The following is a 17,922-nucleotide window of genomic DNA, read 5'->3' on the forward strand; positions in this document are numbered from 1 at the left end:
TGGCCGGTCATGAGCACGGACAACTGGTTGGCCGATACCCGAACCTCCTACGACACGGTCGCCGTCAACTATGCCGACCTAGTCCGCAACGCGCTCTCCGAGCTTCAGTACCTACGCTCCGCTCTGACGCTGTTCGCCGACGGCGTGCTTGCCGCGGGTGGCGGCCCAGTAGCGGACGTCGGATGCGGGCCCGGACACATCACCGCCCATCTGCACGAACTCGGTCTCGATGCCTTCGGTGTCGACCTGTCACCAGGGATGATCGCCGTCGCCCGGCGCGACCACCCGCACCTACGGTTCGAGGTGGGCTCGATGACAAACCTAAGCCTCCCGGCCTCCTCACTGGCCGGTCTGCTCGCATGGCAGTCGTTGATCCACATACCCGACGAAGACGTGCCAACCGTCCTCGAACACTTTCATCGATCCCTACGCCCAGGCGGACTGTTGCAGCTGCTGTTCCACACCGGCGACGAGTCGCGACTCCTGACCGAAGGCTACGGCGGCCACCCGATGAAGGTTTACGTTCATCGTCGGCAGCCAGACAAGGTGGGCGCCTGGCTGCGTGACACCGGATTCGAGGTCGAGGCTCAACTCCTGCTCAACAATCCAGACGGCGAAGTATCACAGGCTGTTCTCTTCGCACGTCGCAAGCTCGGCAAGTAGTTCAGAGAAGGTACTGGGACGAGATGGTTGCGGCGGAACCAGCCGATCTGGCCCTCGACGCCGCCTTTCTCGTGTGCCCCTTCGATGCCTGGCTGGCAATAGAAGACGTCCAGGCAACACGGGTTTAGTACGAGCGGAACGCGGTCCAGCGCTGGGTCTCGATGCGCTGCCGGCTGAACCCCAGCACCTTGGCGACCGCCGAGCGCAGATTGTCGTAGCGGACCTTGCCGGTCGGCACCCCGCCGAGCCTCTTCAGCGCATGGACGTGTCCCTCGAAGAACGCCTCCTGCCCGCCGGAGGCGAAGATCCGGTGGATCGCCTTGCCAGAGCACGACATCCGGAACGAGAACAACATGCAGGTCACAAGTTCACCGCGCAAATTGATAGCAACCTTGCCGAAGTCGACCTCCGCCTCGGCGCCCGGCCGGTGAGTCTGCGGAAAGAACACCTTGATCGGGCCGCGGCCGGGCTCTGCCCTGATCTTCGGCTTGCGGTCGGCGACGTAAGTGCGGACGACCTGGTAGGAGATATCAGCCATGCCGTGTTCGTCGAGCAGCCGGTGATAGATCCGCCGGACGGTGTGCCGCTGCTTGCGGGGCGCGTCCAGGTCGGCGCGCAGGATGTCATCGATCGCGGGCTTGAAGGGGTCGAGCTTGGATCCGCGTGGCGGCATCGTTTTGCGTGGTGGCGGCAACGCCGACGCCGCGGCCGCGCTCACCGTCCGACGGCCGACCCGATATTTCTCCTCGATCGTCCGGCCCGACATCCCCGCCGCGAGATCGCGGCGGATCGCCGCGAACAACTCAATCTTCGACATCCGCGGCATTGGCCGGCCTCCGTCTCGGGTCAGCCGATGCTCCCACCGCCGCGGGTGGTGTCGAAACTCGCGGACATCGAATCCATCCGATCGAGCGTCCACCTCCGGTGGTGTCGGAACTGACGGACAAACCCCACGTCAGAGCCGCTCAGCTGGAGGGTTAGAAAACTCGTTTCGCCTCGGGCCCCTGACAAATAGGCTCGCGCTCATGACCGACGGCGACTGGAGATACGGCGGGTTCAGGGAGCGTCGGCCCTCCGCGGAAACTCTCGCCTGGGTTGCGGCGTCGATGGGTCGAGGTAGTCGCATCGTCGGCTATCGCCGATTGACCGGTGGCGTCTGCTCCGCCGTGAATAGGCTGACGGTCGAACGACATGGAAGGCGAACATTCGTCGTACTGCGGCAGTACCCGGGCGACCTCGGCCTCCACGAAGCCCTGCAGACGGAGATCGCCAACCTTGGTGTTGTGGAAGGAAGCGGGCTCCCGGTTCCGCGCATCCTGGCTGCTGATGTCACCGGCGCTTCGACCGGGGGCGCGCCCGCGTTGCTGATGACCCGTTTGCCGGGGCATGTGGACCTCAATCCGGCGGACCCTCGGTCGTGGATGACGAGGATCGCAGAGATTGCCGTATCGCTGCATTCCCTCGATCTCGCTGCGAAGATCTTCAGGCCGTGGACGGATTCCTGGATCGCTCCTCAGGACGGGTTTCAGATACCGGCTGGCGCACAGAAGCCGGCTGTATGGAAGGCGGCGTTCGGTGTCATGGCGGGGCCGCCGCCAAAGGACCCGGTCGTCTTTCTGCACTGCGATCTCCTACCGGTCAACCTGCTCTGGTCGCGCGGGAGGATTACCGGGCTGACCGACTGGAACTCCATCCATCGAGGGTCGCGTGCGATCGACGTCGGGCACTGCCGGCGATACCTGGCGGCGCTTTACTCGCCCGAGTGGGCAGAGCAGCTCCGGTCGCTCTATGAGTCGATCGCCGGGGTGACCCTCGATCCGTGGTGGGACCTGTATGCCCTGCTGCACTATGACGACAGCGGGCCGAAGTGGATCCGTGGGCAGGTCGCAGGGCGCCGTCCCGTCGATGTGCCCGGCATGACTTCCCGGGTCGAGGTCGCTATCGAAACAGCGCTACGGCGCCTCGGGTAACCGCGAGTTCCGGCAACCTCGCGGCACCGTGGTGTCGAAACTCGCAGACACGAAATCCGCCGACGATCAAGCGGTGTCCAAAGCGACGTTCAAACGGTGTCCAGAAACGCGGAGATAACCACGGGCAGCTTGGATCAAACCAGAACCTGGCAGTCATTTGCGGCATGGCGCCAACGTATCTCGATGATCAGGAAGACTCTCGTAGTGGTCAGGAAGCGGTGTGCAGCCGTGCGTAGTGCTCGCGAAGCAGGTCGGCGCCCCAGTCGTCGCGCAGGTGGCGCCAAACGGAGTGGGCGTGATTGCCGTCGTCCTGGGTGTTGTCGTACTCGATGAGAAACTGCGGCGTCTGTACGCAGTAGTAGTGGCCCTCGCCGGGCGTGGTCGGTCCGGCCCACGCGAACCGGATCCGGTCGAGGCCCGCCTCCTCGGCGTCGCGCCAGCAGGCCAGGGCGTACGGCGTCGGCGCGCGGTGGAGGTAGCGCTGGACCAACTGGTCGAGGACCTCCTGTTGAGCCGGACGCAGCAGGTCACGGCCGATGCCTTCGGGCAGCAAGGTGGGGTCGGCCACCGGGTCGGCCCGGGTGAGGATGTCATCGGGAGCGACGTGGGCGCTGATGCCGAGCTCGCGCTGGTCGGGGTCGAGCCCCGACGCCAGCTCGCGGGCCAGATCTTCCTCGGGGCCGAGGATACGGCGGCCGGCGTGCGGCCCGGAGGGTACGACCGCCGGTTCGGAACCGACGAAATGAGGCGTGAACGTGGTGCCGCCGGGCGTTACGACGACGTGCACGGCCAGGTGGTGGCCGTTGATCCGCCAGCCCCACGGCTCGTCGCCGTCCGGGTCGCCAAGCACCCGCAGCCAGTAGCGGTCACCGTTGGGCGGTGAGCCGGTCGCCAGTTCCCGCCTCACCCGCTCGACCTCGACGGCGCCGATGGCGAGATCGCCGCCGGCGGGGGAGTGGGCGGACAGGAGCAGCTCGGTCGCGAGTGTCTGCTGGGCGGCGGTGAGGTGCTCCATCGACAGGCCGGGCCGGTTTCCGGGCAGATAGGTCCACTGCCGCAGGTCGGGGTCGGTGAGGTCGCCGCGGACCAGGCGGCGCTGCTGCTCGTCCAGGCTCGCGATGAGGGCCCGCGCGCATTGCCGGGCATCATCGGCGACGGTCTTCATGCAGTCCCTCCCAGCCTCTACCAACAACGTACGCCAGCGGCCCGAGCCCTGCGAGCAGCTCCTGGGCTTCGCCAGCGCGGCCGTGACCCAGGTCGGTCAGGACCTCCACGCGCTGCCGTGGATCAGGCGAACGACGCGGATCACGTCGGCCCTCGCCGCGGCCGACAGCACTCCGCCGGTGGGCCACTGGTGCGACGGCGTGAGCACGAACGCGTCGGCCTCGGCCCGGTCGAGGGCGTCGACCGGACGCCGTCCGGACCCACCGGGATGCCGACAGCGGCCCGCCTCGACGGCCAGCTCCTCACTCCAAGCGACGCCGGCTACGAGCTGGCGGCTGGGCAGCGCGGGGTGCGGCTGGCATACCCGGCCGCGAAGCCGAGTGGCTTTCGGGCAGCCGGAAGCGCGCGAACAGATGGTTGGTGTGAAAGCGGGTGATGGCGCAGATCCGGCCGCCGGTCAGGGTGAGCACGATCAGTCCCGCCGGACTGGCCGGCGTCTCATCGGATTCGGCGTGATAGACACCGAACGCTGGCTGGCCGTTGGCGCCCGTCGGCACCAGAACCGTTCGCCGGTTGCCGGGATACGCCATGCTGATCCGGAGGAATTCGGCGACCGCGGGGATGCCGTGGTACTCGTGTGGAGCCGGCGGCATGCTCAACCAGGCGTCGTCGGTCAGCAGGGCGACGACGCGCTCGATGTCGGCGGCCATGAACGCCTCGGCGAAGCGGCGAGTCAGTCGCTGCTCGTCGCCGGATCCGGCTAGCGGCGCCGGCGGCCGGCCGCCCGCGGGCCGCGCGTCGAGCGCGGCGCGGGCCCGTTGCAGGGCACCCTTCACAGCGGTCTCGGTGGTACCCAGCATGGCGGCGACCTCGCCGCGCGGGTAACCGAGCACGTCGCACAGGACGAGGGCCGCGGCCTGGCGCGGCGGCATCAGTTGCAGTGCGACGACGAACGCGAGCTCGACCGCCTCGCGGGTCTCGTACCGCGTCTCGGGCCCCGGCGCCGGCTCAGGCAGATGTTCCAGCAGCGTGTCCGGGTAGGGCTGAAGCCAGGTGACCTCGCCGCGGCGGTTGGGTTCGGGCGGCTGGAACGGCGGCACCGGCTCGGCTGGGATCCGCCGGCCGGCGTCGCGCAACGCGTTGAGGCAGCGGTTGGTCGCGATCCGGTACAGCCAGCCGCGCAGCGACGCCCGTCCTTCGAACTGTTTCAGTCCGCGCCATGCCGCGACCAGCGTCTCCTGCAACAGATCCTCGGCGTCGGTCAGCGAGCCGAGGATGCGGTAGCAGTGCAGCCTCAGCTCACGCCGGTATGGCTCGGTGAGGTCACGGAATGCGTCCGGGTCACCGGCCCGGGCGCGCTCCAGCACTGTCCGGCTCGCGAAAAGATCTTGTCATGTCGTTCCCGCCCCAGCGTTCCGTCCCGACCTTCGGCGGTGTCGGAACATGCGAAAGGTTCGAATGAGAGGGAGATACCGTGACCGAGAAGAGTCCCGCCCTGCAGATCGCGCTCGCCTATCACGAGGCATGGGCAGGCAAGGATCTGGACCGGGCCATGTCGTACATCGCTGAGGACGTCGTCTGTGACGCGCCGGCTGGTCGCATCGAGGGTGCCGAGGCGTACCGCGCCTTCATGGCACCGTTCGTGCAGATGCTCCACGACGCCACGATGATCGCGGCATTTGGTGATGAGGAGATCGCCCTGGTCATGTACGACACGGCCACCGTGCCCGTACCGAGTGCGCCGGGCGCCGAGTGCGTCACCGTCAAGGACGGCAAGATCACCTACAGTCGGTTCCTGTTCGACCGCGCTCCATTCCAGGCCGCCCAGGCATGAGCGGACGCGGTCGCGCCTGCGCGCCCGATCCCTAGTGTCAAGGGCGCTGGCCGGCCCGATCCACGATGGCGGTGCTCAGGATCGCCCATTTCTGGACGACGTCGCCTGGCTTCCTGCTCCGGTCGGTCTCGATGCGGATGGAGTCCACCGCCCCCGGCGGTTGGCCGGTGTGCTCCGGGCCGGTCACGTGGAACTCGGCGACGATCGAGTTGTGGCCGAGGAAGGCGTACGTTTGCGGGGCGAAGACCAGCTCCTCGCGTACGCCGATCTCGGTGCGGGTGGCGGCCGCGCCGGCTCGTCCGGCGGCGTCGGTCACGACCGGGCGCAGCTCGACGCCGGGGATCCGTGCCGCCGCCCGGAACGCCGCTGCCTGTACCGCGGGGGAGTGGTTCTGCCAGAGCAGCTCCGCCAGCTTCATGAACGCCCGCTGGTGTTCGGAGATCTTGACGTAGCGGCCCTTCCGGGAGCCCGGTTCGAGGAGCCAGACGTAGTGGTCTCGGTTGTCCCGCGGGTCGTACAGGTAGGCCAGCAGCTTCTCCGGGTCGGTGGGCACGTTGGTGTGCTGGTACGCCGGTTCGGGCGTGCAAGGCACCTTGGGCGTGGTGTCCGGCCGGTCGATCGTCTCGGCTCGCAGCCCGTCGCGACAGCCGGAGAGCCGGGTGCGGGCGCCTGTGTCGTCGGTGACCAGCCCGTCGCGCGTGCCGTCCACCGACAGCCAGGTCCGCACCCGCACCGGCCCGACGACCCGTGCCTTGCCATCCTTGCCGCTCGTCGAGCGCACCTCCATCGACTCGACGTAGAGGAACTGGTTGTCCCGGGCGTCGACCGGCGGGGTTGCCTCGGCGTGCTGGGCGGCCAGTTGCAGCACCCCCGAGGCACCCGCGGGCGCGGGTGTACCCATCGGGGTTGGCGTACCGGCGTCGGCGGGCGGCGGCGCTGGCGCGTTTCCGGCGACGTTGGCCGTGTTGCCGGCGATCAGGCCGGCCGCGATGGTCGCGGCCACGGCGGCCGGTGCTCCGACCCGCCAGGCCAAGCGTGCGCCGGCCGGCCAGGTCGCGGTACGGGGCAGCAGCCGGCCGCGGGACCGGTCGCGTCGCACCGCGTGCATGACCCGATGGCGCAGGTCGGCCGGCGGGTGTGTGCCCGCTGGCTTCAGTGGCTCGCCGAACTCTTCGAGCAAGCTGAGCTCATCGGACGGCATGCGGTCGGGTGTCATCGCTCCTCCTCGAACGTGCCGGACGGGTCCATCCCGCCCAGCGCCTCACGGACCCTGCGGCGGGCCCGGTTGAGCCGGGACCCGACCGTGCCGGGCGGGATCTTCAGGGCCGCGGCCACCTCGTCGTAACTGAGCTGGCCCCAGGCCACCAGTAGCAGCACGTCCCGGTCACCACGCGACAGCCCGGCCAGGGCCGCGGCCAGTGGCCGCTTTGCGGCGTCGGCGACCACCCGGGTGGCCACCTCGTCGGCTGGGCCGTCCAGGACACCGTCCGGGGCGGCCCGAGCCATGGCGCGGTACCTGGCCTTCTCCTTGCGGTGGTGGCTGGCCAGCTTCCGGGTCAGGATGCCGAACAGCCAAGGGCGGGCGTCCGGTCGGGACAGGTCGTACTGTTCGCGCCCACGAAACGCCGCCAGGAACGCGTCCGCGACGACATCGTCGGCGCTTTCAGCGCCGACGCGCTGGTGGGCGTAGCGGTACAGCATCGCCGCGTACCTGTCATAGATCACCGCGAACTGGTCCGGGTCAGCCAGCGACGCCTGGATGATCGCAGCATCGGTGTCAGCGTCCGTATCCGTGGTCACCCCGGTCACCGCGCCCCCGGACGATCGTGGTACCCGATCACTTCGTACCTCCCGTCAGAGCCGTCACCCCTGTCTACGCGCGCCGGTGGATTCCTCTTCACGGTGCGGCGCGCGGATCCGGTCGGCCAGACCCATAGGCTCGGGGGTGTGGCGCGATACTTCGAGGCGCATCCGGACAACCCGCAGGCTCGCACGATCCGCCAGGTCGTAGACCTCGTCCGCGACGGTGGGCTGATCGCGTACCCGACGGATTCGTGCTTCGCTCTCGGATGCCAGCTGGGTAACCGCGCCGGGCTGGACCGGATCCGGAAGATCCGCCATCTGGACGAGCGGCACCACTTCACGCTGGTGTGCCACGATTTCGCGCAGCTCGGCCAGTTCGTGCACATCAGCAACTCGGTGTTTCGTATGGTCAAGGCGTGTACGCCCGGCAGCTACACGTTCATCCTGCCGGCCACACCGCAGGTGCCGCGCCGGATGATGCATCCCCGCAAGCGCACGGTCGGTGTACGCATCCCACGGCACACCGTCACACAGGCGCTGGTGGCGCAGCTTGGCGAGCCGCTCATGTCGAGCACCCTGCTCCTGCCCGGCGAAGACGAGCCGATGACCCGGGGCGGCGACATCAGAGAGCGTCTGGGCCACGCCCTCGACGCGATCCTCGACGCGGGCGAGTGCGGGACCGAACCGACCACCGTGGTCGACCTGTCACAGTCAGAGCCGGTGATCCTGCGCCGTGGAGCCGGCGACCCGGCCCCGTTCGAGTAGCCTCACCGAGCCGCGACCGTCACGCGCGGTCTCATTCGTCTATCGCGCCGTTCAGGTCCGGCCGGTTGAGTTGAGCGACGCACCACGCGAAGTGTCCATCCGTGCCATCGTCAGTGAAGGCGTTGCTGGTCGCGATCGCGTACGCCGCCTGGTAGAGCAGGATGACGTCGAGCGGGTAGCCGAGCTCGGTGGCGAACTCGTGGGTCAGTGCGTCGACTCGAGCCGGTCCGTGGGGACCGTACATGTCCGTGATCAGCGCGGTGATGCTGGCGTCCATCCGAGGATCGCCGGCGGTGGAGAGGAACCCGAAGTCGAGCACCGCGGTCGGCCGGCCATGGTCGTCGACGAGGATGTTCTCGCCGAACAGGTCGCCGTGTACGACCGTCGTCGGGATCCGATCGATAGCGTCCAACTTCTGTAGTAACCGTTCGTAGCGGAGAAAGAAGTCGGGTACGTGGCGGGCCAGCAGTTCGCCGTAGCGTGCCGTCCGGCGGCGCAGCAGCGCGGTCAGCGCGGTCGGAAAGTCGTCCCCGTCAGCCCACAGCGGCCGATCCTCACCCAGGACCGGCAACTGCCGCATCGCCGGTGTTGCCGGCACCGTCGCCAGCGCCTTGACGACCTGCAGCAGGCAGCTCAGCGTCGAGGCGTCAAGCGCGGGGTGAGCGTCGTTCATCCGGTGTTGCAGAGGCGTGCCGTGCAGCTCGCGCTCGTAGGTTATGGCGGTTTGACCGATCTCCTCGACCCGCAGGATAACGGGGGTGGCGAACGGCAGACCGGCGGCGGCCACATCCGCGTAGAAGCGTTGAGCCAGCAGTAACTCGGGCTCGCGTCGGCGGCCCCACACCTTGGCGACCACACCGTTGCCGAGTCGGTAGACAGCGCCTTCGACGCCGGAGGCCAAGGGCTCCGCCTCGGCGAAGCCGCTTTGCACGAAGTAACTCAACCATCGCGGCGTGTGGACCTGCACGAACCCCGTCACCACACCACGGTAGCGGCCGGTAGATTTGATTCGTGCCGGTCAAAGTCATCCCAGAGCGCGTCAGATGGGCCGTCGAGACGATGGGGATCCGCCCCACCGACCGGATACTCGAGATTGGCTGCGGTCGCGGCAGCGCGGTGTCGCTGATCTGCGAGCGGCTGGACGGTGGTCGTGTCACCGCGATAGACCGGTCCATCACGATGATCAAGATCGCCGAGGAGCGCAACGAGGCCAACGTCGCCGCCGGCAAAGTGGTATTCCAGGCCGCCGCCCTGGACGCGGCAAACCTCGATGGTGAGCGGTTCGACAAGGTCTTCGCGATCAACGTGAACCTGTTCTGGGTGCGGTCGTCCAAGACCGAGCTCGACCGCGTCAGGAGGCTGCTGACGCCCGGCGGGGCCATGTACCTCTTCTACGAGCCGCCGGACTCCTCGCGAGCCGCCGCGATCGCCGACCGGATCGCGCCCTTCCTCAACGAGCACGGCTTCACGACAACCGTGTCGATGGCCACGACCAGCCGCTCCATGGCTCTGGTGTGCCTCAAGGCAGAAGCGCGCCCGAGCGTCAGGAGGTAAGTGGGGACCGGACGGTGAACGAACTGGCGCTGGCGAAGCCTTCGGAACCGTCGGGTCGGTCGAGCCAGAGTTTGGACTGCCGATGGCGGATGACACGGTCCGGGTAGTTGTGCGAGCGCAGTGTCACCGCGTCGGCGGTGGATCCCGTCCCGGCACAGAACGTGGCGTCCTCGCGGAAGAGGGCGGAGTCGTCCGATTCGTCGAACCTCAGGCGGAAGTCGTAGTGACGCAGGTACCGGCCGTCGGCGGTGCGGAAGGTGAAGCACGACGAGTCGGCGAGACCAGCCAGTACGACGAGGGAGGCTTCCCGTCGATCCTCTGCGTCGCTGTCCGCGTCGACCGGGTCGATGACGGCCAGACCATCCGCGCGGCTCACATACGAACCGGACTGGTCGGCGGACTCCAGGGACCACGTACCGGCGCTCAACGTCACGCCGGTCGGCGAAGGCGAAGGCGACGGTGATGCGGACGGCGCCGGCGGCGGGGCCGCGCCGGGGGTCGGCGGTCCGGCGGCGGCCGAGGGCTCCGCGGCGCTCACGCTTCGCCACATCATGTAGCCCAGCGCGGATACACCGATCACCGCGGCGGCGATGGCCGCGGTGATGGCAGGGTGCAGCCGCTCGAGCAGCCCCAACTCCTGGCTGCTCGCCGTGGCGGCGCCGCGGCCGTAGACGGTCCCGGTCGCGGGCGGGTCCGTACTCATCCGTGTCGTCACCTCCCGGACCCAGAAGTGTAGTGAAGGAAGGCGGCGCGGGGCATCCTCAAGATCCCCTTACGTGACCCTGCGGCGGGGACGGCGTTGATGTGTCCGCCAGCGCCGCGATCGGCGCGGCCATGGCGCGCGTCTTCTGCCGCTTGTGATCAACGTGACCTGCAATTGAAAACCATTACCAACTGATGGTATACCTCGTGCCCTGAGATCGAGTGCGGGCGAGGAGTTCGGCGATGACGGGTGCGAGGGTGAAGCTTGGCGCGGCGGCGGCCGCGGCGTTGCTGCTGGCTGGATGCGGCAACGAGGCCGCCGCGGACCAGGACGGCTCCGGGACGCTGCGGGTCGCGACCAGCGCGTTGGCCGCCAGCGTGGATCCAGTGGCGGAGCTGAGCGCCTCGTACCTGCGCTCGGTCGGTGCGGCGGAGGGCCTGATGCGGACCCGAGCCGACGGCACCGTTGCGCCGGAACTGGCCGAGAAGGTCGAGGCGACCTCGCCGGCGGTGTGGACGGCCACGCTGCGGCCGGACGTCACCTTCTGGAAGGGCGGCGCCGTGGACGCCGCCGCCGTGGTGGCGTCGATGGAGCGCGCCCGCAGCGAGAACACGCTCGCCGCCGGGCTGCTCAAGGACGTGACCGTCGCCGCGACAGGCGACCGGACCGTCACCTTCACCACCAAGGAGCCGTCGCACAGCCTGCCGTACGCGTTGAGCCACTACCAGCTGGTCATCCACAACGTGTCCAGCTACCCGGACGCGGCGGACCTGACGGGCCCCTACCGGATCACCGGCTTCGAGTCGGACCGGCGGATGGTGCTGGAGCGCAACGAGCGGTGGTGGGGCGGCACGCCCGGCCTGGCGCGGGTCGAGGTGCGCAAGGTCGGCGACCCGCAGGCGCGGGCGCAGATCGCGCTCTCGGGGCAGGCGGAGATCGTGCAGGACCTGCCGACCGACCGGGCCAAGGAGCTGGAGGCGGCGCCGGGCATGTCACTGATAGCCAAGCCGGCCGCCAACACCGTCACCGTGTACCTCAACCCGGCTTCGACCGCCGCCCCGGCGCTGGCCGACCGGCGGGTCCGCCAGGCCCTCGCATGGGGCGTGGACCGGCAGGAGGTGGTCGACCTGGCCACCAACGGGCTCAGCGTGCCGGCACCGAGCTGGCTGGCGTCCAACCCGGCGTTTCCGGACGCCGCCACGCAGGGATACGTCCGGTTCGACAGGGCCACGGCCGAGCGGCTCCTCGACGAGGCGGGCTGGACGGTCGGGTCGGACGGCAAGCGCGCCAAGGCCGGCAAGCGGCTGGCCCTGCGGCTGCTGACCTTCGGGGCGGAGGCCGCCTCCGGCGAGGTGTTGCAGGCGCAGTGGGCGCGGCTCGGCATCGACGTGCAGGTCCGCAACGTGGAGAGCTCACTGATCAACCAGTCGATCGAGAAGGGTGACTGGGATGCGGTGACGCAGGCGTGGACCACGCTCGGCGACACCGCGAAGCTGATCGCCGCGCAGATCGGGCCGGGCGGCGCGGCCAACCACGGCGCATACACCGATCCGCGGATCGCCGGACTGCTGGCGCAGGCGGCGAGCGCGGCGGGGCAGGAGCAGCGCACGTCCGCCGTCTACGAGCTGAACGAGCTCATGGTCGAGCTGGCGCCGTCGATCCCGGTGCACCCACGGGTACTGGCGACCGGCATCTCGGACAACGTGACGGGGTTCGTGGCGCACCCGTTGCAGTACGAGAACATCGTCCAGCCGACGATGACCCTTGGCTGACCGGCGAGCCTGGACCCGCGCGGCCGCCGTCGTCGCGCGTGGCGTAGCCACCGCGGCCGGGCTGCTGCTGGTCGCCTCCGTGCTGGTGTTCGCGCTGGTCCGTGCCGCGCCCGGCGACGCAGTCGACGTCGAGTTCGGCGAGTCGGGAGCCAGCGCCCTGCTCAGCCCCGAGGAGGAGGCGGTCGCGCGGGCGCAACGAGCCCGAGAGCTCGGCTTGGACCGCGGCGTCCCGGAGCAGTACGTGCGCTGGCTGGAGCGGGTGGTGCGGTTGGACCTGGGCACGTCGTTTCGCACCGGGCGGCCGGTGGTCGACGAGATCGGCGAGCGGCTCGCGGCCAGTGCGGCGCTCGGCGGTGCCGGGTTCCTGGTCGCCTTCGCCGGCGCCTGGCTGGTCGCGTTGCTGTCCGCCCGCCGACCCGGCGGTCCGGTCGATCACGCGCTGCGGCTGCTGTCGCTGACAGCGACGGCGGTGCCGACGTTCCTGCTGGGCAGCCTCGGCCTGCGGTACGCGGCCGAATGGGTCGGATACCCGGTGGCCGGCGAGGCGTCCTGGCGGCGGTTGTGGCTGCCCGCGCTGGTGCTGGGAGTGGGCGCGATGCCGGTCGTGGCGCGGCTGCTGCGGGCGTCGCTGATCAGCGAGTACGGCCGTCCGTACGCGCTCGCGGCACGGGCCCGAGGCGCGTCACCGGCCCGGCTGACGTTCCGGCACGTGACGCGGCCCGCGTTCGCCCCGCTGCTGACCCTCGCCGGGCTGACCCTGTCCAGTCTGGTGGCCGCCTCGGTCATCACGGAGGTGATCTTCTCGTGGCCGGGCGTCTCGGAGTACGCGGTGGCGGCCATCTCGGCCAAGGACTATCCGGTCGTGCAGGCGTACCTGCTGCTCGTGGTCGTGGTCGTGGTGGTCGTCAACCGGGCGGTGGACGTGCTCCAGCACCTGCTGGACCCGCGCGTGGCACACGCGGCGGAGGGCGTGGCGTGAGAGCAACGCGCTGGGGCACGGGGTACGGCCTGTTCGCGGTCGGTGTGGTGCTGGTCGGGCTCGTGGTCGCACTGGCCGTGGCCGCACCGCTGATCTCCCGCTACGACCCGGCCACGCAGGGCGTCGGACCGGCCCTGGCCGGACCGAGCGTCGAGCACTGGCTCGGCACCGACCGGTTCGGCCGCGACCTTGCCGCCCGGGTGTTCCACGGTGGACGGACGACACTGCTGGCGACGGCGGGCGCGCTGGCTCTCGTGGTGTCGGTCGGCACTCTGGTCGGCGCCGCCGTCGCCGCTTTGGGGTCGATCGTGGACCGGCTCGCGCGGCAGCTGTTCGACCTGCTGGTCGCGTTTCCGGTGATGGTGGTGGCGCTGGCGCTGGTCGGGCTCTGGGGGCCGTCGCTGGGCACCGCGCTGGCCGGCGTGCTGATCGTGCTGTGGGCACCGTTCGCCCGGCTGTCCCGATCGTTGGTGCGCACGGCTCTGTCCGAGCCCTCGGCGGTGGCCGCGCGGGCACTCGGCGCGGGCCGCTGGCGGCTGCTGCGGTACGAGGTGTGGCCGCGACTGCGCGGACCGGTGCTGGTACTGGCAGCGGTGGAGGCCGCCCAGCTGATCGGTGTGGTGGCCGGGTTGAGCTTTCTCGGGCTCGGCGCGCAGCCACCCAGTGCCGAGTGGGGGGCCATGCTCCAGGAAGGGCGGGCCGCGCTGTGGTCGGCGCCGCACCTGGTGCTGGCGCCCGGCATCGCGGTACTGGCCACCGTGCTCGGCCTGACCTGCATGGCCGAAGGGCTGCGGGACATGCTGGACCGCGCCGGTCAGGCGGTGCCCGAGTGACGGCCCCGGTGCTGTCGGTCTCCGCGCTGACCGTCGCCTACGCCGAGCGTCCGGTGCTCGACGGCATCGACCTCGACCTGAGCGCCGGGCGGGTGCACGTGGTTCTCGGTGCGAGCGGATCCGGCAAGTCCACCCTGCTGCGCGCCCTGATCGGCATGGTTCCGGCGCCCGGGCGGGTGTCGGCGCGGCGGCTGCTGCTGCGTACCGCCGGCGGCGAGATCGAGCTGTCCACACCGGACGCGTGGCGACGGGTACACGGCCGGCACGTCGGCCTGATCGCCCAGGATCCGGCGCAGGCGCTCACCCCGCTGCGGCGGGTCGCCTCCCTGGTCCGGGAGGCGGACCGGTTGGCCGGCGGTGCTCCCGACCGGGTACGCATGGAGCAGGTGCTGCGCGCGGCGGGCTTCGCCGATCCTGGCGCGGTCGCCTCCCGGTACTGCTTCGAGCTGTCCGGCGGAATGGCACAACGCCTCGGCGTCGGCCTGGCCGTGGCCCCTCGCCCGAGCGTGCTGCTGGCGGACGAGCCGAGCACCGCCCTGGACGGCATCGCCCGGGCGCGGCTCGCCGCGACGCTTCGAGAGATGGCCGGCGGCGGAACCGCGGTCGTCCTGGTCACCCACGACGTGGCTCTGGCCACCGGGCTCGCCGACGACGTCACCGTGCTCCACGATGGACGGATCGTCGAGGCCGGCTCGGCCGCGGACGTGCTCGCCGCGCCGCGACACGAGGCCACCCGCCGGCTCGTCGACGGGGCCCGTCCGCGGACCGCCGCCGCCCCGGCGACACGTCGGGGCACCGGTGCCGGCGTGCTGTCGGTGCGCGGGCTGCGCAAGCGGTACCGCGGCACCGGACCCGTGCTGGACGGTGTCGACCTGGACGTGGCCGACAGTGAGGTGGTCGGCATCGCCGGACGCAGCGGCGCCGGCAAGACCACGCTGCTGCGCTGCCTGATCGGCCTGGAGCGACCCGACGGCGGCGAACTGCGCATCGCCGGCCGGACACCGGCCGAGGCCCGCTGGCGCCCGCTGCGCCGCCTGGTGCAGATCGTGCCGCAGGACCCGCGCGCCTCACTGAACCCCTGGCGAACCGCCCGCGAGCTGGCCGCCGACCCCCTCGACGCCCACCGGATCGGCACCCGGGCGCAGCGGCGGGCGCGCGCCGACGAGCTGCTGGACCGGGTCGGCCTGGCAGGGCTGGCGCACCGGCGGCCGGGTGAGCTGAGCACCGGCCAGTGCCAGCGGGTCGCCATCGCGCGCGCCCTGGCGGTGCGGCCCCGGCTGCTCGTCGCGGACGAACCGGTCACCGCGCTGGACGCGCCGCTGCGCCGGGGCATCCTCGACCTCCTGGGCGACCTGGTGCGCGAGCAGGGCATGGCCGCGCTGGTCATATCGCATGACCTCTACGTTCTGGAGGCACTCTGCCACCGCATCGCGGTGCTCGACGCCGGCCGGATCGTCGAGGACCTGCCCGCGGCCGCGATACGCGACGACGGAGCACACCCGCTCACCCGAGCATTGATCGCATGTCATCCGACAGGGGAACCGCATGACCGCTGACCGCTACCTCGTCCGTCGCGCCGTCACCGGAGAGGACCTCCAGGCCGCCCGTGACCTCGTCCTCGACGTCGCCGAGCGTGACCTCGGGTACGGGTACACGCCTCAGTGGCACTGGGACCTGGACCGCATGCTGGAGACCTATGTGGACAACGATCGGCAGGCCATGTTCGTCGCCGTGACAGCGTCGGATGTTGTGGCCACGGCGGCTGTTCGCGTCGGCGGTCCCCAGAGCCCGCCGCACGCCGCCTGGCTGGCCGCCCGGTACGCCGACCGTGCCCGCGTCGCGCAGCTGCTGCGGGTAGCGACCCGGCCCGGACACCGCCGCCACGGGCTGGCCCGCCGCCTCGTCGCCGCCTGCCTCGACTTCGCCCGCCGCGACGGCGGCTACCGCACCGTCTACCTGCATACCAATGCCCGCGTCCCCGGGGCGGAGGCGTTCTGGCGGTCGCTGCCGGTCGTGGAGGTTCACGACGCCCGCGGCGACGCCAACGAGCGGGACCCGCGCTTCGAGACCATCCACTTCGAACTTCCGCTCGACGCGGGGACCTGACGGTTAATCACTTTGTAAGAGTTCTGCAAGCTTTACACGGCACGGTTGTGAGAGCTATGGGAGCGGTCCCACGGCTCGACTCGACCGGAGGTAGTTGGTTGCTTTCCAACCAGAAACACAGGGTCAGGCGAATGTGCGTCGCGATGACGGGAGCCGCCCTGGTCGGCAGCGGTCTGGTCGGCCTGAGCGGGCCCGCTGCGGCCGCTCCGTCCCCAGCGGCCGCCACCTGGGCGGAGCCCGTCGCCGGTACGTCGGCGGAAATCGCGTTCGACGACGCCCCTGCGTCGGTGATGGCGTCCCCGCTGTCTCCGTACCTGGCGGAGATCGTGCGTGACGCCAAGCGGGTGCGGACGGTCGACATCGACGCCGCCGGGCTCTCCCCGTCGTTCGCCGCGGAGTCGGTGGCGATCGAGCTGTTCGACGACGTCACCGTGGACCTGAAGACCACTGTGGCGCTGAGCAAGGGCGCCGCGATCAGTGGTAGGTCGTCGAGCACCTACTCGGCCGGTGGCGATAGCGGAGCGGCGGTCGCCACCCTCATCGGCGGCGACATGCACGTGGTCCTCTGGAAGGGCACCGCCAAGTACGGCATTGAGCCGTTGGGCGGCGGCCGGCACCTCGTGTTCGAGGACGGCCGCATGTTCCCGAACGAGGCCCTGCCGGTGTCACAGGGCGGGAAGGCCGCGAACGCACCCGCGGCCGCTCCCGCCGGCTCGAGCACGCTGGCGACGTCGGTGATCGACATCATGGTCGCCTTCGACGAGACCGCGCAGGCCATGTTCGGCAGCGTGGCCGCCATCGAGTCCGAGATCATCGAGATGGTCAACGTCAGCAACATGACCTACGCCAACTCGCAGATCGACCAGCAGCTGGCGCTGACCAACATCGTCGATCTCGGCTACACGCCGAACGCGACCGACGGCACCACCGACGAGCAGACCTACCTTTCCAGGATCCGCGGCAAGACCGACGGCATCGTGGACAACGTGCACACCCAGCGGGACGCCAACAGCGCCGACCTCGTCTCGGTCATCACCGACGCGACGTCGGTCTGCGGCGTCGGCTACCTGCCGACCAGCGGCAACCCGGCCGAACTGGACGCCTACTCGCTGACCGACGGCGCCTGCGCGGTGAGCAACCTGACCTTCCCGCACGAGGTCGGGCACAACATGTGCGCCCACCACGACCCGGCCAACGTCACGTCGAACCCGTGCGGGGCGCAGGCCTTCGCCCACGTCGGGCCGGCCGAGAACCTCCGCACGGTGATGGCGTACGCCAACGCCGCCAACGGGTGCACCACCTGTACTCGGATTCCGTACTTCTCGAACCCGAACGTGACCGTCAACGGCTGGACCACCGGCATTGCCGGCTCCCGCAACAACAGCGCGGTGATGGGAGCCAGGGCCGCCGGCATCGCCGCGTATCGTTCGTCGGGCCCGAGCCCGGCCTCGTGCGAGGTCGACTACGTGGTCGCCAGCACCTGGCCCGGCAACGTCCAGGTCAACCTGGTCGTGGAGAACACCACCGCGTCGCCGATCAATGGCTGGACGGCGCAGTGGACCTTCACCGGTAACGAGAATGTCTACAACAGCTGGGGCGTGACCGTCACCAAGGTGGGCACGGCGGCCACCGCTACGGGCACCGGCTTCGGTGCCACGATCCCGGCTGGCGGCACCGTCACGGTCGGCTTCCAGGCCACCGTCACCGGCACCCCCACGGTGCCATCGCCAATCACCTGCACCGCCTGACACCTCCCTGACGTGGGGAGGTCGGCAC

The 17,922-nt window shown here is 70.1% G+C and carries 18 protein-coding genes; 11 read left to right on the plus strand and 7 right to left on the minus strand.

The window, feature by feature from the left end; all coding sequences use genetic code 11:
- The first annotated feature begins 9 nt into the window (after positions 1 to 9).
- The gene (locus V6V89_RS31660) at positions 10 to 663 is read left to right on the plus strand and encodes a class I SAM-dependent methyltransferase (RefSeq protein WP_334623210.1); all 654 of its coding nucleotides are present in this window, start codon (positions 10 to 12) and stop codon (positions 661 to 663) included.
- A 124-nt stretch (positions 664 to 787) separates the two neighbouring features.
- Here the strand turns inward: V6V89_RS31660 and V6V89_RS31665 are convergent, their stop codons facing one another.
- Positions 788 to 1,489, minus strand: a complete 702-nt coding sequence (locus V6V89_RS31665) for a hypothetical protein (RefSeq protein WP_334623211.1) — start codon at positions 1,487 to 1,489, stop codon at positions 788 to 790.
- Between the two features lie 199 nt (positions 1,490 to 1,688).
- On the opposite strand from V6V89_RS31665, the gene V6V89_RS31670 reads away from it, so the two are divergent.
- Entirely contained in the window at positions 1,689 to 2,633 is a 945-nt protein-coding gene (locus tag V6V89_RS31670; protein WP_334623212.1) for a phosphotransferase family protein, read from the plus strand.
- 208 nt (positions 2,634 to 2,841) lie between these two features.
- Here the strand turns inward: V6V89_RS31670 and V6V89_RS31675 are convergent, their stop codons facing one another.
- Entirely contained in the window at positions 2,842 to 3,798 is a 957-nt protein-coding gene (locus V6V89_RS31675) for a DUF3500 domain-containing protein (protein ID WP_334623213.1), read from the minus strand.
- Positions 3,799 to 4,099: 301 nt separating this feature from the next.
- Positions 4,100 to 5,164 carry an RNA polymerase subunit sigma-70 gene (locus V6V89_RS31680; protein ID WP_334623214.1) on the minus strand — a complete coding sequence of 355 codons (1,065 nt, stop codon included), beginning with the start codon at positions 5,162 to 5,164 and terminating at the stop codon, positions 4,100 to 4,102.
- A 107-nt stretch (positions 5,165 to 5,271) separates the two neighbouring features.
- Between V6V89_RS31680 and V6V89_RS31685 the strand changes: the two genes are divergently transcribed.
- Complete coding sequence (locus V6V89_RS31685) at positions 5,272 to 5,631, plus strand: nuclear transport factor 2 family protein (RefSeq protein ID WP_334623215.1); 360 nt, start codon at positions 5,272 to 5,274, stop codon at positions 5,629 to 5,631.
- 37 nt (positions 5,632 to 5,668) lie between these two features.
- Here the strand turns inward: V6V89_RS31685 and V6V89_RS31690 are convergent, their stop codons facing one another.
- Entirely contained in the window at positions 5,669 to 6,847 is a 1,179-nt protein-coding gene (locus V6V89_RS31690) for a CU044_5270 family protein (RefSeq protein WP_334623216.1), read from the minus strand.
- Positions 6,844 to 7,431 (minus strand): RNA polymerase sigma factor, encoded by a 588-nt coding sequence (locus tag V6V89_RS31695; protein WP_334623217.1) that lies wholly within the window; start codon positions 7,429 to 7,431, stop codon positions 6,844 to 6,846. The genes V6V89_RS31690 and V6V89_RS31695 overlap by 4 nt, the downstream gene beginning before the upstream one ends.
- A 147-nt stretch (positions 7,432 to 7,578) precedes the next feature.
- Here V6V89_RS31695 and V6V89_RS31700 point away from each other — a divergent pair, with 147 nt between their 5' ends.
- The gene (locus V6V89_RS31700) at positions 7,579 to 8,199 is read left to right on the plus strand and encodes an L-threonylcarbamoyladenylate synthase (RefSeq protein WP_334623218.1); all 621 of its coding nucleotides are present in this window, start codon (positions 7,579 to 7,581) and stop codon (positions 8,197 to 8,199) included.
- A 31-nt stretch (positions 8,200 to 8,230) separates the two neighbouring features.
- On the opposite strand, the gene V6V89_RS31705 is transcribed toward V6V89_RS31700, so the two are convergent.
- Positions 8,231 to 9,178 (minus strand): phosphotransferase family protein, encoded by a 948-nt coding sequence (locus V6V89_RS31705; RefSeq protein WP_334623219.1) that lies wholly within the window; start codon positions 9,176 to 9,178, stop codon positions 8,231 to 8,233.
- Positions 9,179 to 9,210: 32 nt separating this feature from the next.
- Here V6V89_RS31705 and V6V89_RS31710 point away from each other — a divergent pair, with 32 nt between their 5' ends.
- A complete protein-coding gene (locus V6V89_RS31710; RefSeq protein ID WP_334623220.1) occupies positions 9,211 to 9,753 on the plus strand; it encodes an SAM-dependent methyltransferase in 543 nt (180 codons plus the stop codon).
- Here V6V89_RS31710 and V6V89_RS31715 read toward each other — a convergent pair.
- Positions 9,743 to 10,456 carry an AbfB domain-containing protein gene (locus V6V89_RS31715; RefSeq protein ID WP_334623221.1) on the minus strand — a complete coding sequence of 238 codons (714 nt, stop codon included), beginning with the start codon at positions 10,454 to 10,456 and terminating at the stop codon, positions 9,743 to 9,745. The genes V6V89_RS31710 and V6V89_RS31715 overlap by 11 nt on opposite strands.
- A 242-nt stretch (positions 10,457 to 10,698) precedes the next feature.
- Between V6V89_RS31715 and V6V89_RS31720 the strand changes: the two genes are divergently transcribed.
- From V6V89_RS31720 to V6V89_RS31745, 6 genes are all read left to right on the plus strand, one after another.
- Positions 10,699 to 12,228, plus strand: a complete 1,530-nt coding sequence (locus V6V89_RS31720) for an ABC transporter substrate-binding protein (RefSeq protein ID WP_334623222.1) — start codon at positions 10,699 to 10,701, stop codon at positions 12,226 to 12,228.
- The gene (locus V6V89_RS31725) at positions 12,221 to 13,207 is read left to right on the plus strand and encodes an ABC transporter permease (RefSeq protein ID WP_334623223.1); all 987 of its coding nucleotides are present in this window, start codon (positions 12,221 to 12,223) and stop codon (positions 13,205 to 13,207) included. The genes V6V89_RS31720 and V6V89_RS31725 overlap by 8 nt, the downstream gene beginning before the upstream one ends.
- The gene (locus V6V89_RS31730; RefSeq protein WP_334623224.1) at positions 13,204 to 14,040 is read left to right on the plus strand and encodes an ABC transporter permease; all 837 of its coding nucleotides are present in this window, start codon (positions 13,204 to 13,206) and stop codon (positions 14,038 to 14,040) included. Before V6V89_RS31725 ends, V6V89_RS31730 begins: the two co-directional genes overlap by 4 nt.
- A complete protein-coding gene (locus V6V89_RS31735) occupies positions 14,037 to 15,596 on the plus strand; it encodes an ABC transporter ATP-binding protein (protein WP_334623225.1) in 1,560 nt (519 codons plus the stop codon). The genes V6V89_RS31730 and V6V89_RS31735 overlap by 4 nt, the downstream gene beginning before the upstream one ends.
- Positions 15,586 to 16,146: a GNAT family N-acetyltransferase gene (locus tag V6V89_RS31740; protein ID WP_334623226.1), complete on the plus strand. Its 561-nt coding sequence runs from the start codon at positions 15,586 to 15,588 to the stop codon at positions 16,144 to 16,146. The genes V6V89_RS31735 and V6V89_RS31740 overlap by 11 nt, the downstream gene beginning before the upstream one ends.
- A gap of 143 nt (positions 16,147 to 16,289) precedes the next feature.
- On the plus strand, positions 16,290 to 17,894 hold the full coding sequence (locus tag V6V89_RS31745) for a cellulose binding domain-containing protein (RefSeq protein WP_334623227.1): 1,605 nt from the start codon (positions 16,290 to 16,292) through the stop codon (positions 17,892 to 17,894).
- Positions 17,895 to 17,922 lie beyond the last annotated feature (28 nt).

This window comes from Micromonospora sp. CPCC 206061 (genome assembly GCF_036906915.1).
Lineage (GTDB): Bacteria > Actinomycetota > Actinomycetes > Mycobacteriales > Micromonosporaceae > Phytohabitans.